General features: G+C 59.6%; 14 protein-coding genes. 7 read left to right on the top strand and 7 right to left on the bottom strand.

What is annotated here, in order from left to right; all coding sequences use genetic code 11:
- Positions 1-3 precede the first annotated feature (3 nt).
- The 7 genes from cyoC to ACZ47E_RS12930 all read left to right on the top strand — a co-directional run bounded on the left by cyoC (position 4) and on the right by ACZ47E_RS12930 (position 5,646).
- Positions 4-630, top strand: coding sequence for a cytochrome o ubiquinol oxidase subunit III (gene cyoC, locus ACZ47E_RS12960; protein WP_006699805.1), 627 nt, complete (start codon positions 4-6; stop codon positions 628-630).
- A complete protein-coding gene (cyoD, locus tag ACZ47E_RS12955; protein WP_004439196.1) occupies positions 630-1,025 on the top strand; it encodes a cytochrome o ubiquinol oxidase subunit IV in 396 nt (131 codons plus the stop codon). Before cyoC ends, cyoD begins: the two co-directional genes overlap by 1 nt.
- Before the next feature lie 173 nt (positions 1,026-1,198).
- On the top strand, positions 1,199-1,960 hold the full coding sequence (locus ACZ47E_RS12950) for an SURF1 family protein (protein WP_278067139.1): 762 nt from the start codon (positions 1,199-1,201) through the stop codon (positions 1,958-1,960).
- A gap of 113 nt (positions 1,961-2,073) precedes the next feature.
- Positions 2,074-3,294 (top strand): phosphopentomutase, encoded by a 1,221-nt coding sequence (locus tag ACZ47E_RS12945; protein WP_278067138.1) that lies wholly within the window; start codon positions 2,074-2,076, stop codon positions 3,292-3,294.
- Positions 3,291-4,268 (top strand): adenosine deaminase, encoded by a 978-nt coding sequence (locus tag ACZ47E_RS12940; protein ID WP_278067137.1) that lies wholly within the window; start codon positions 3,291-3,293, stop codon positions 4,266-4,268. The genes ACZ47E_RS12945 and ACZ47E_RS12940 overlap by 4 nt, the downstream gene beginning before the upstream one ends.
- A 95-nt stretch (positions 4,269-4,363) precedes the next feature.
- Complete coding sequence (upp, locus tag ACZ47E_RS12935; protein WP_004439188.1) at positions 4,364-4,993, top strand: uracil phosphoribosyltransferase; 630 nt, start codon at positions 4,364-4,366, stop codon at positions 4,991-4,993.
- Positions 4,994-5,124: 131 nt separating this feature from the next.
- Entirely contained in the window at positions 5,125-5,646 is a 522-nt protein-coding gene (locus tag ACZ47E_RS12930) for a TIGR02281 family clan AA aspartic protease (protein ID WP_278067136.1), read from the top strand.
- Here the strand turns inward: ACZ47E_RS12930 and deoA are convergent.
- Genes deoA through ACZ47E_RS12895 form a run of 7 tightly spaced genes read right to left on the bottom strand, consistent with a single transcriptional unit; the run spans position 5,639 to position 12,528 of the window.
- Positions 5,639-6,955, bottom strand: coding sequence for a thymidine phosphorylase (deoA, locus tag ACZ47E_RS12925; RefSeq protein WP_278067135.1), 1,317 nt, complete (start codon positions 6,953-6,955; stop codon positions 5,639-5,641). The genes ACZ47E_RS12930 and deoA overlap by 8 nt on opposite strands.
- On the bottom strand, positions 6,952-7,725 hold the full coding sequence (gene deoC, locus ACZ47E_RS12920; protein ID WP_278067134.1) for a deoxyribose-phosphate aldolase: 774 nt from the start codon (positions 7,723-7,725) through the stop codon (positions 6,952-6,954). The genes deoA and deoC overlap by 4 nt, the downstream gene beginning before the upstream one ends.
- Positions 7,726-7,727: 2 nt before the next feature.
- Complete coding sequence (locus ACZ47E_RS12915; RefSeq protein ID WP_022555368.1) at positions 7,728-8,528, bottom strand: purine-nucleoside phosphorylase; 801 nt, start codon at positions 8,526-8,528, stop codon at positions 7,728-7,730.
- The gene (locus ACZ47E_RS12910; RefSeq protein WP_278067133.1) at positions 8,528-8,929 is read right to left on the bottom strand and encodes a cytidine deaminase; all 402 of its coding nucleotides are present in this window, start codon (positions 8,927-8,929) and stop codon (positions 8,528-8,530) included. The genes ACZ47E_RS12915 and ACZ47E_RS12910 overlap by 1 nt, the downstream gene beginning before the upstream one ends.
- Positions 8,930-8,933: 4 nt before the next feature.
- Positions 8,934-9,905, bottom strand: coding sequence for an ABC transporter permease (locus ACZ47E_RS12905; RefSeq protein WP_004439173.1), 972 nt, complete (start codon positions 9,903-9,905; stop codon positions 8,934-8,936).
- A 6-nt stretch (positions 9,906-9,911) separates the two neighbouring features.
- Positions 9,912-11,015: an ABC transporter permease gene (locus tag ACZ47E_RS12900; RefSeq protein ID WP_278067132.1), complete on the bottom strand. Its 1,104-nt coding sequence runs from the start codon at positions 11,013-11,015 to the stop codon at positions 9,912-9,914.
- A 7-nt stretch (positions 11,016-11,022) separates the two neighbouring features.
- Positions 11,023-12,528 (bottom strand): ABC transporter ATP-binding protein, encoded by a 1,506-nt coding sequence (locus tag ACZ47E_RS12895; protein ID WP_034496172.1) that lies wholly within the window; start codon positions 12,526-12,528, stop codon positions 11,023-11,025.
- Positions 12,529-12,554: the final 26 nt, after the last annotated feature.

Here is a 12,554-nt window from a genome sequence, read left to right as displayed (position 1 = left end):
AACATGGCTCATACACCTGCACAAAGCGTCGACGGCGCTGAACCACCGGTCTTTTACCTGAAGGAAGACCATCATCCCGAGAACGGCACTTCGATCGGCTTCTGGCTCTACCTGATGAGCGACTGCCTGATTTTTGCCGTGCTCTTCGCCACCTACGCCGTCCTCGGCCGCAGCTATGCGGCCGGACCTTCGGGCGCGGATCTGTTCGATCTCAAGCTCGTCGCCATCAACACCGGCTTCCTGCTTTTCTCCTCCATCACCTATGGCTTTGCCATGCTGGAAATGGAAAAGCAGAAGGTGAAGACGACCCTGGTCTGGCTCGGAATCACCGGTCTCTTCGGCCTCGCCTTCCTTGCCGTCGAACTTTACGAGTTCCATCACCTGATCGAAGAAGGAGCCGGTCCGCACCGTTCGGCTTTCCTGTCGTCGTTCTTCGCGCTGGTCGGCACCCACGGTTTGCACGTCACCTTCGGCATCATCTGGCTCGTCACGCTGATGGTGCAGGTCGCCAAGCATGGCCTGATCGCGGCGAACAAGCGTCGCCTGATGTGCCTGTCGATGTTCTGGCACTTCCTCGACGTCATCTGGATCGGCGTCTTCTCCTTCGTTTACCTCATGGGAGTTCTTTGATGAGTTCCGAAGCACACGCACATCACGACGCGCATGGCGACGACCATCATCACCATGATGGCGCGAGCCACGGCACGTTCAAAAGCTACATGATCGGCTTCATCCTTTCGGTCATTCTGACGGCGATCCCCTTCTGGCTGGTCATGGGCGACGTCCTTGAAAACAAGACGCTGCTCGTCATCGCCATCATGGGCCTCGGCGTCATCCAGATCTTCGTGCACATGATTTATTTCCTGCACATGGACACCAAGTCGGAAGGCGGCTGGACCTTCATGGCGCTGATCTTCACCGTCGTGGTGCTGCTGATCACGCTCTCCGGTTCGCTGTGGGTTATGTACAACATGAACAAGAACATGATGCCGCTGCACATCGAAGATGTGAAAAACCTGCCTTAACCACAAATTGCGGCCTGCCGGAAGCCCGGCAGGCCGCCTTCCGCGCCAACACATAACCCCATGAATCGTAGCGCGATTTATGGGGTTATCTGCTGGAAGAAGCGCATTCGGGGCGATGAGGCCCGGTCAGGTGGACGACACTTCTGCCAGACACGCTTCTCAAGGACCGTGACATGACCAAAACAACGCCCCCCAAGCGCGGCATTCGCCCCGCAGCCATCGTCGTTCTGTTTCTGACCGTCGCCCTGACAGGGCTGCTGCTGGCTCTTGGAACCTGGCAGGTCAAAAGACTTTCCTGGAAGCTCGACCTGATTGAGCGTGTCGAGGCCCGTGTGCACGCGGAGCCCACCGATGCGCCCGCCGCCGGGGAGTGGGCGGCGCTCGGCGAGCCAGCGGAGTACGAATATCGCCGTGTGAGACTTTCGGGCACTTTCCTCAACGACAAAGAGGTCCAGGTCTATACCGTTACCGATCTCGGCCCGGGTTACTGGATCATGACACCGCTGAGACGAGATGATGGCACGAGCATCATCGTCAATCGCGGCTTTGTCCCGTCCGACAGGCGAGACCCGTCATCGCGACAGGAAGGTCAGCCGACAGGCCGCGCGGAGGTCATCGGGCTGATGCGTGCCCCCGAGACAGGCGGGCTTTTCCTCCGCACCAATGACCCCGCAAATGGACGCTGGTACTCCCGCAATATTCCGCAGATATCGCAGGCCTCCGGCCTTTCGGGCGTCGCGCCGTTTTATGTCGATGCCGATGCGGCACCCAATCCCGGCGGTCTGCCGGTCGGCGGCAAGACCATGCTTACCTTCCCCAACAACCATCTCTCCTACGCCATTACCTGGTACATTCTCGCGGCCATGGTCGTCGCGGCGGGCTGGTATGTGCTGCGCAATCTGAACGCCCCGAGGTCAAAGCAGGGCAAGGATTGAGCGGCCGGTTTTACCGAATGGTTCACAAAACCCCTTCCTTCTTCACGTTTTGCTGATCTATAACGACAGTTCGGCCTGACATGCCCGTCGGCGCAGCTTCGTTTCGGTGAGTTATGGCAAGAGCATTTCTTCTCGTTCTGGATTCCTTCGGCGTCGGCGGTGCGCCCGATGCGGAGCACTATGGCGATCTTGGAGCGAATACGCTCGGTCACATCGCGGAATTCTGCGCTGCCGGTGCAGCTGACAGAACGGGACTACGGTCCGGACCGCTGAAGCTGCCGAACATGTGTTCGCTCGGCCTGCTGGAGATCGCAAGGCAGGCAAGTGGTGACATTCCCGTCGGTATGGAGGCGCCGGAACGCATTTTTGGCCTGCATGGCTGCGCCAGCGAGGTTTCGAAGGGCAAGGACACTCCGTCCGGTCACTGGGAGATCGCGGGAACGCCGGTGACGTTCGACTGGGGATATTTTCCGACGGAGGGCGATGCGTTTTCGCCGGAACTGGTGAAAGCGATCTGCGAGGAGGCGGATCTTCCGGGTATTCTTGGCAATTGCCATGCTTCCGGCACCGAGATCATCGCGCGGTTCGGCGAAGAACATATCCGGAGCGGCAAGCCGATCTGTTACACATCTTCGGATTCCGTGTTCCAGATTGCCGCGCACGAAACGCATTTTGGCCTGGGGCGGCTCATCGCGCTCTGCGAGACGGTACGCAAGCTGCTCGATCCGCTGAACATAGGCCGCGTCATCGCGCGTCCCTTCATCGGCGAAACGGTCGCGACCTTCGAACGCACCGGCAACCGCCGCGATTTTTCCGTGCTGCCACCGGAGCCTACTCTGCTCGACCGGCTTGTGGAGGCCGGCCGAAAAGTGCACGCCATCGGCAAGATCGGCGATATCTATGCCCACCAGGGCGTTTCACGCGTCATCAAGGCAAACGGCAACGCCGCCCTGATGGATGCGACGCTGCAGGCTATCGACGAGGCAGAAAACGGCGATCTCGTCTTTACCAATTTCGTCGATTTCGACATGCTTTATGGCCATCGGCGCGACGTTGCCGGTTACGCCGCCGCCCTTGAGGCTTTCGATGCGCGAATCCCCGAAATCCACCGCAAGATGGCGCCTGGCGATATCGCTCTTCTGACCGCCGATCACGGCTGCGACCCCACATGGCGGGGCACGGACCACACACGGGAAAGGGTGCCGATCATGGCATTCGGCCCGGGCATTCGCTCGCGCGATGTCGGCATTCGTTCAAGCTACGCCGATATCGGCGAAAGCATCGCCCACCATCTAGGTATCGAGGCCGGTTCTCACGGCAGGAGCTTCATTTGACATCGCATTTGCTGAAGGCGGAAATTCACTGCCACATCGAAGGTGCGGCCCCGCCCGCCCTCGTCGCGAAACAGGCTGAAAAATACGGGATCGACACCAGCAGCTTTCTGCGGAACGGCCAATATGTATGGTCGGATTTCGCCGAATTCATCCGTTGTTATGATGCGGTGGCACAGGTGTTCAAGACGGATGAGGATTATGCCGTTCTCACCGAGGCCTATCTGACCGAACTCGCGGAAGCCAATACGATCTATAGCGAACTGATCATTTCGCCCGACCATGGCGACCGCATCGGGCTTGGCGCCGACGCTTATCTGGCCGGCATTGCCGAAGGCATCCGGATTGCAAGGGACAAGACGGGTATCGAAACCCGCATCATCGTCACAGGCGAGCGGCACTTCGGTCCGGAGCGGGTGATCGCCGCGGCCGAATATGCGGCGCGCACCCAACATCCGTTGGTGACGGGGTTCAACATGGCGGGCGAGGAGCGTATGGGCCGCGTCGCCGATTATGCGCGCGCCTTCGATATCGCACGCGATGCCGGCCTTGGATTGACCATTCATGCCGGCGAGGTTTGCGGGTCGGAAAGCGTGGCCGATGCACTCGATCTCGTCAAACCATCCCGCATCGGGCATGGCGTGCGGGCAATCGAGAATGCCGGTCTCGTTGCACGGCTCGCCGAAACCGGAACAGTCCTTGAAGTCTGCCCCGGCTCCAATATTGCGCTCAAGGTCTATCCCGACTTCGCCAGCCATCCGCTGAGAGCCCTCAGCGACGCGGGAGTGCGGGTCTGCATCAACTCCGACGACCCGCCATTCTTCTTTACATCACTTGCACGGGAATATGCGCTGGCCGCCGACGAGTTCGGCTTCAGCGATGGCGAGATAAACAGCATGACCCGCACCGCACTGGAATGTGCCTTCGTTGACGAGGCAACGCGCGGAAGGCTGCTTAAAAAACTCGACGGTGCCTGATGCAGCTGTTGGCAGGGTAAAACCACGAAGAAGGCTTGCGAAAAGCCGACTTTCGGTCAATTACAGGGGCACAAGAAAAAAGGAAGGCCAGTTTCATGGACGGCGTCACAGTCATCGAACATCCGCTGGTGCGGCACAAACTCACCATCATGCGCAAGAAGGAAACCTCCACAGCCGGCTTCCGCCGCCTGCTCAGGGAGATTTCGACGCTGCTCTGCTATGAAGTGACGCGCGATCTTGAAATGACGATGGAAACCATCGATACGCCGCTCGAGACCATTCAGGCACCGGTGCTGGAAGGCAAGAAGCTGGTTTTCGCCTCCATCCTGCGCGCCGGCAACGGCCTTCTGGAAGGCATGCTCGAACTGGTGCCTTCGGCGCGCGTTGCCCATGTCGGCGTCTATCGCGACCACGATACGCTCGAGGCCGTCGAATATTATTTCAAGGCTCCCGAAAGCCTCGATGCCCGTCTGGTCATCGTTGTCGACCCCATGCTGGCGACCGGCAACTCCTCCATCGCCGCCGTGGAAAAGCTGAAGGAGCGTGGTGCGAAGAACATCCGCTTCCTGTGTCTTTTGGCAGCCCCCGAAGGCATCAAGAATTTCCGTGAGGCACATCCCGATGTGCCGATCTACACCGCCGCGATCGACAGGCATTTGAACGAGAAGGGTTACATTGTTCCCGGCCTCGGTGATGCCGGCGACCGCATGTACGGCACCAAGTAACCATTCATCATCGCTTAACCTTTTACGCCATTCGCTGCCCGATCAGCGGCGGATGGCTTTTTCTTTTAAGATTTCGGCATGTTTTGCGTCTATTCTTGCCAGGGGTAACCGGCCCTCGGAGGAGTGAAGACTTGCTGGCGCGCGCGATTTTTCTGCTTGTTGGCCTTTCCATCGGCGCCACGCAAATACCCGTTCTGATGGACAAATTTCAGCCGCGCCCGGAAAGCAGCGTAGCAAAAACCGAAATTGTGGCCGAAGCAGCCAAACCCCAGCCTGTTTCGTTGGGCGGAGTCAATCTGAAAGCTGACGCCCGCGGCCACTTCAACGCCACCTTTCGTATCAACGGCAAATCATTCGACGGACTTATCGACACCGGTGCTTCAACGGTTGCCATCAATGAGACGATTGCACGTCGACTCGGGTACGGCGTCAACAGTCTGGATTTCAGATACGCGATCTCAACCGCCAACGGTCATACCATGGCCGCCTATGTGAAGCTCGACCGGGTGGAGATAGGCACGATCCGCGTGCAGAATGTCGACGCCATGGTGCTGAAGGACAATGCACTGAGCAACATGCTGGTCGGCATGAGCTTCCTGAAGCAATTATCGTCGTTCAAGGTTTCTGGCGGCGAAATGCGGCTGGTCAGGTGATCCGCTCGAGAACGGGTGCAGCGACTTCCGGCGCGTCGTCGCTGATTCCATAGCAGGCCGTTATCGCTTTAATGGCGTAGGCTGCGTCTTCTCCGGACGCTGCATGGACAATGGCAATCGGTTCTCCCTTTTCCACCTTCATCCCAAGCGGCAGGATATTCGAAATACCAACGGCGGGATTGATCCTGTCCGAGGGTTTTCGTCTGCCGCCGCCAAGTCCGACGACGGCGATGCCGAGTTCGCGCGTTGCGCAGGATGTCAGCCAGCCGCTGCTCGCGGCCTGGACCGGAAGAGTGACTGGCACGGACGGCAGATAAAGGGAAGGATTTTCAACGAAATCCGTTGGCCCGCCCAATGCCGAAATCATTCGCGCGAAAATTTCCATTGCCCGGCCGGAGGAGAGGGCGGCCGACGCCAGTGCTGCGCCTTCTTCCAGTGTGGCCGTTTTTTGAGCCTGCACGAGCATTTCCGCCGCGAAAGACAGAACCACGTTTTCCAGACGGCTGCCAGCCTTGCGACCAGCCAGAAAATCGAGACAATTGACGATTTCAACGGCATTGCCGGCAGCATCGCCAAGCGGCTGGTTCATATCTGTTATCAGCGCCGTTGTCGGCAAACCTGCGCCAACAGCCACATCGACCAGCGCGCGGGCGAGCGTCCGTGCATCGTCAATGCTTTGCATAAAGGCGCCGTTGCCGACCTTGACATCAAGCACAAGCGTCTGCAGCCCGGCCGCCAGCTTCTTCGACAGGATGGAAGCCGTAATCAGCGGTATGGAATCGACCGTCGCGGTCACATCGCGAATGGCATAGAGGCGTCTGTCAGCGGGGGCGAGGTCACCCGTCTGACCGATGATGGCACAGCCGACCGTCTTCACCGCCCGGCGAAACAGAGCCTCGTCCGGCATGACATTGTAACCGGGAATCGCTTCCAGCTTGTCCAGCGTGCCGCCGGTATGTCCAAGGCCCCTGCCGGAAATCATCGGCACAGCGAGACCACAGGCGGCTACGATCGGGGCGAGCATCAGAGAGACATTGTCTCCAACGCCACCGGTCGAGTGCTTGTCGGCAACCGGCCTGCCGATATCGCTCCAGGACAGGACATCACCGCTGTCACGCATGGCAAGTGTCAATGCCACCATCTCATCCCGGTTCATGCCACGGAAAAACACCGCCATGGCAAAAGCCGCCGCCTGCCCTTCCGAGATGCCGTCTTTCGACAGCGCTTCGATGAATGCGGCGATCTCCTGCGGCGAGAGCGCCAGGCCATCGCGTTTGCGGCGGATGGTTTCCTGCGGGATCAAGCTCAATACCCGCTGGCGGTCCTGGCGGGCTCTCCGCCGGCCAGAACGTTCAGCACGTCGTCAAGGAGACCTGAAGCGCCGAAACGGAACGTCGAAGGCATGGCCCAGTTCGGCGCCATGATGGTTTCCGCCAGCCGCAGGTAAAGTGTCGCGTCCTCCACGGTACCGATCCCGCCGGCCGGCTTGAAGCCCACCTTCTGTTTGCTGTCGCGGATCGCCTGCAACATGATGTCAGCCGCCTCCAGCGTGGCGTTGACGGCAACCTTGCCTGTCGAGGTCTTGATGAAATCGGCGCCTTCGGCAATGGCAATTTCGGAAGCCCGACGGATCAGGGCCCTGTCCTTCAGCTCGCCGGTTTCGAGAATGACCTTGAGCAGCACGGGTGTAGCGCAGGCCTTGCGAACGGCGGCCACCACGTCGGAAACCGCGGTTTCATCGCCCGCGATGAATTTGCGATAGGGAATGACAAGATCGATTTCATCCGCACCGTCGCGGATCGCCACCTCGGTTTCCGCGACCACGGTTGCGACATCAAGATCACCCGACGGAAAATTGACGACCGTTGCAATGCGGATCGTGTGGTCCTCTCCGAAGGCGGCGCGCGCCTGCGCCACGAAACGCGGCCAGATGCAGATGGCGGCCGTATTTCCAAACTCCGTATGCGCCCGCTGGCAGAGCGCGGCGATCTGCTGTGGCGTGCAGTCTTCCTTGAGGTTGGTGAGGTCCAGCAAGGACAAAGTGAGGGCAGCCGCTTCGCGCGGACGCTGGAGTTCCATGGTCACGCTCCTCCTGCGATCATTTCCTTCAGAATGGCGGCAAGCCTTTTGCCACCCACGGGAGCCATGTCCTTGGTTTCTTCATGGCTCAGTTCCGCGCCGGTCATGCCGGCACCGTAATTGGTAATAACCGATGCGGCAGCGACGCGCATCCCGAAAAAGCGCGCAAGGATGACTTCCGGCACGGTAGACATGCCCACGGCATCCGCCCCCAGCAGACGCGCCATGCGGATTTCCGCCGGTGTTTCGAAGCTGGGGCCAGAGAACCACATATAGACACCGCCGAACAATGGCACCGTCGCACGGATGGCGGCATTGCGCATGGCAAGCATAAGATCAGGATCATAAGCCGTCGTCATGCCGACGAAGCGGCGGTCGCTTTCTTCGCCGATCAGCGGGTTCATGCCGGAATAATTGATGTGATCGGTGATCTGCATGACGGAGCCGGGTGGCATATCCTGCCTGACCGAGCCCGCCGAATTGGTGAGGATGAGCGACTGCACGCCCAGGCCGGCGAGCGCTTCGATGACCGGGCGCATCGCTGCGGGATCACCCTTTTCGTAGAAATGGACCCGACCCGACAGCATCATGACGGGCTCACCGCCGAGATAACCGGCCACCAGTTCGCCCGCATGGCCGGAAACGCCGCCAGCTGGAAAGCCGGGCAGCTCGGTGTAAGGAATGCGGATCGGCTCGCTCACCTCTTCCACCAGCGATCCCAGACCGGAGCCAAGCACGATGGCGACGCGCGGCATGAGGCCGTTCAGGCGGTCCACCAGAATGTCGATCAAACCGTCGGTCATCAGGGCAGCTCGGTCTTGAAGACGGAGGGTAGCAGCTCTTCCATGGTCATGACCTTCTGGACGCCGGTTTCGTCACAAAGATAGATCTTTGTCTCTGGCGTGGCGAACTCGGCGATCTTCTGGCGGCAGCCGCCACAAGGAGAGCAGAGCGGCAGCTTCTCGGCGATAACGGCGACTTCATTGATCTTTTTCGCCCCGCCCATGATCATGGCGCTGATGGCTGATGGTTCTGCGCACCAGCCCTGCGGGAAGGAGATGTTCTCGATATTGGCGCCCTTGTAGATCTTGCCGTCTTCGGCGCGGATTGCCGCACCGACCGGAAATTTTGAATAGGGGGCATGGGCGAAGGCCATGGCCTCTACTGCCGCCTCAAACAGGGCATGGGCCTGCGGATCGGACATGGGGTTAACGCTCCTTCGCATAAGCAACGCCACCGGCCTTCGGGGGCTTGGCAACGCCGATGAAACCCGCAAGCAGGATGCAGGTCAGAATATAGGGCATGGCCTGGAATATCTGCACCGGCACTTCGCCGATGCCAGGCACGGATTTACCCTGCATGAAGTTCGCGACAGCATCCAGAAAACCGAACAGAAGGCAGGCGAACATAACCGGCACCGGCTTCCATTTCGCAAATATCAACGCTGCGAGCGCGATGTAGCCCTTGCCCGCCGACATGTTGGCGATGAAGGCAGCAGATTGAGCCACAGCAAGATAGGCGCCCGAAAAACCGCAGAGAAAACCGGCGACAATGACAGCGCGGAAGCGCATCCATGTCACCGAAATACCAGCCGTATCGACAGCACCCGGATTTTCACCGACCGCGCGCAGGCGCAGGCCGAAACGCGTTCGGTAAAGCACCCACCAGGACAGCGGCACAGCCAAGAAGGCAAGATAGGTGAGGATGTTGTTGCCGGAAATGACGTTTGCATAGAGCGGGCCGATGAAGGGAACCTCGCGCATGGCATCAGCACCGGGCAGGATGATCGGGGCAAAACGCCCCTCGCCCGGAAGCTGCGGCGTGCGTCCGCCCTGGCCGAACCAGGCCTGTCCCAGCACCACGGTCAGGCCGGCGGCAATGAAGTTCAACGCCACGCCCGACACGATCTGGTTGCCGCGATTGGTGATGACAGCAAAGCCGTGGATCAGCGAGAACAGGATCGAGACGGCAATACCGGCCAAGAGGCCGGCCCAGGGGTTCGCCGTGATATAGGCAACGCATGCGGAAGCGAAGGCCGCTGCCAGCATCTTGCCCTCAAGGCCGATATCGAACACGCCGGCCCGCTCGGAAAAGAGCCCGGCCAGTGCGGTAAAGAGAAGCGGAATGGTGAGACGAACGGTCGAGCCCAGAATGCTGACCAGCATATCGAAGAAATCCATATCAGCTCACCCCTTTGCCAGACGCTGGTAAATGCGGACGATTGCAGGCCGGTACATATATTCCAGCGCGCCGGCGAAAAGGATCACAAGACCCTGAATGACCACGATCATCTCGCGGGTAATGTTGGGCATCTCGAAGGAAAGGTCTGCGCCGCCCTGATAGAGAATGCCGAACAGCAATGCCGCGAAGATGATGCCGAGCGGATGGCTTCGGCCCATCAGCGACACGGCGATACCGACGAAGCCCGCACCGGCGACGAATTCCACCTGCAGACGGGCCGACGCGCCCATAACCGGGTTCAGCGCCATCATGCCCGCCAGACCGCCTGAGATGAGCATGGCGATGATGACGGTGCGTGCATAGTGAATACCGGCATAAATGGCGGCGGAGGGGCTGATGCCGAGCGTGCGCATTTCATAACCGAGCTTGGTGCGCCAGATGAGCACCCAGACCAGAAAACACATCACCAACGCTATCAGGAAGGAGACGTTAAACGGCGCCGGACCAAGCTTCAGGCCGAAGAGAGCCATCAGCCAGTCGAGTTTCGGCAATTGGCCGCCCGGCAGAAAAGTACGGGTTTCCGGCGCCATCTTGCCGGGCACGATCAGCACGTTCACCAGCAGGTAAACCATCAAGGCCGCAGCAATGAAGTTGAACATGATGGTGGTGATGACCACGTGACTGCCGCGTTTTGCCTGCAGCCAGGCCGGAATGAAGGCCCAGGCGGCGCCAAAAACAGCAGCGCCGATGACGGCGAAGGGCATCGTCACGTACCACGGCACATAACGATCGAGTGCCAGCGCCACCAGCGCCGCGCCAAGGCCACCGACATAGGCCTGACCTTCGGAGCCGATATTGAAGAGCCCGGCATGGAAGGCGACGGCGACGGAGAGGCCGGTGAAGATGAAACTCGTCGTATAAAACAGCGTGAAGCCGATGGCATCACCACGGCCGAGCGCCCCTTCGATCAGCAGGCGCAGCGCCGCAAGCGGGTTTTCACCGATGGACCAGACAACGAGGCCGGAAATCAGAAAGGCGGTAACGACATTGAGAAACGGCAGGAGGCCGTAAGTAATCCAGTTTGGCAGCGGTACGGAAGCGGTGCTCATTCATGCCTCATGCGGCGATGCCGGCCATCATCAGGCCCAGCGTCTGTTCTTCGGCTTCCGCCGTTTTTTCTCCGACGACCCGGCCTGCGAACATGACCATGATCCTGTCCGACAGCGACCGGATTTCATCGAGTTCGACGGAAACCAGCAAAATCGCCTTGCCAGCATCGCGCATTTCGATGATGCGGCGATGAATGAATTCGATCGCGCCGATATCCACGCCGCGTGTCGGCTGGCCGATTATCAGCATCTTGGGGTCACGCTCGATTTCACGGGCGACAACGATCTTCTGCTGGTTGCCACCGGAAAAGTTGGCGGTCTTCAGCTGCGGGTTTGGCGGGCGGATATCGTATTTCTCGATCTTCTCGACCGCATCCCTGCGAATGGCCTCGGGGTTGAGGAACGGCCCTTTGCCGTAACGTTCGTCGTGATGATAACCAAGGATGGAGTTTTCATATTCCTCGAATTTCAGCACCAGCCCCATATGATGGCGGTCTTCCGGGATGTGGGCGAGGCCAAGCCTGCGTAAAATTGCGGGATCGGGGCGATCCACCTTCTTTCCGTCCACCCAGATTTCGCCGGAATAGGGCTTTCGGATGCCAGCGATGGCTTCCAGCAGCTCCGACTGGCCGTTGCCTGCGACACCGGCTATACCGACGATTTCACCTGCTCGGACATCCAGCGAAACGTCATCGACCATGGTGACGCCGCGGCTATCCTTGACGGTGAGATTGCGGATCGACAGAAGAACGTCGCCCGGCGTCGTTTCGCCCTTCTCCACCCGCAGCAGCACCCGTCTGCCGACCATCAGTTCGGCCAGTTCCTCGACGCTCGTCTCGGAGGTTTTCCGGGTCGCCACCATCTCGCCACGACGCATGACGGAGACGGAGTCCGTGATCGCCATGATCTCGCGCAGCTTATGGGTGATGAGAATGACTGTCTTGCCCTGATCACGCAACACGCCGAGGATCTTGAACAGGTGATCGGCCTCTGCCGGCGTCAGAACGCCGGTCGGCTCGTCAAGGATCAGGATTTCCGCGCCACGATACATGGCTTTCAGAATTTCGACGCGCTGCTGGAGGCCGACTGGCAATTCCTCGATCACCGCATCGGGATCGACTTCCAGTCCATAATCGTCCTCCAGGCGCTTCAGCTCCCTGCGTGCACCAGCCCGGCCATTGGCCAGCAGCGCACCGCCTTCTGCGCCCAGCATGACATTTTCCAGCACGGTAAAATTTTCGACCAGCATGAAGTGCTGATGCACCATGCCGATACCGGCATTGATGGCGGCCTGACTGTCGCGGATCGAAACCGGCGTGCCGTTCACCCGGATTTCACCGGCATCCGCCTGGTAAAAACCGTAGAGGATCGACATCAAAGTCGACTTTCCGGCACCGTTTTCCCCGATGATGCCGTGGATCGTACCCCTGGCAATTGTCAGATTGATGTTCTTGTTGGCGTGTACGGCACCGAATTTCTTGTCGATGCCCACGAGTTCGATTGCAGGGTCCATATTCAAACCGAAACCTCTCCGAAGGC

It is taken from the genome of Agrobacterium sp. 5Ca39, from assembly GCF_055382365.1.
This window is presented reverse-complemented; position numbering and strand designations above follow the sequence as displayed.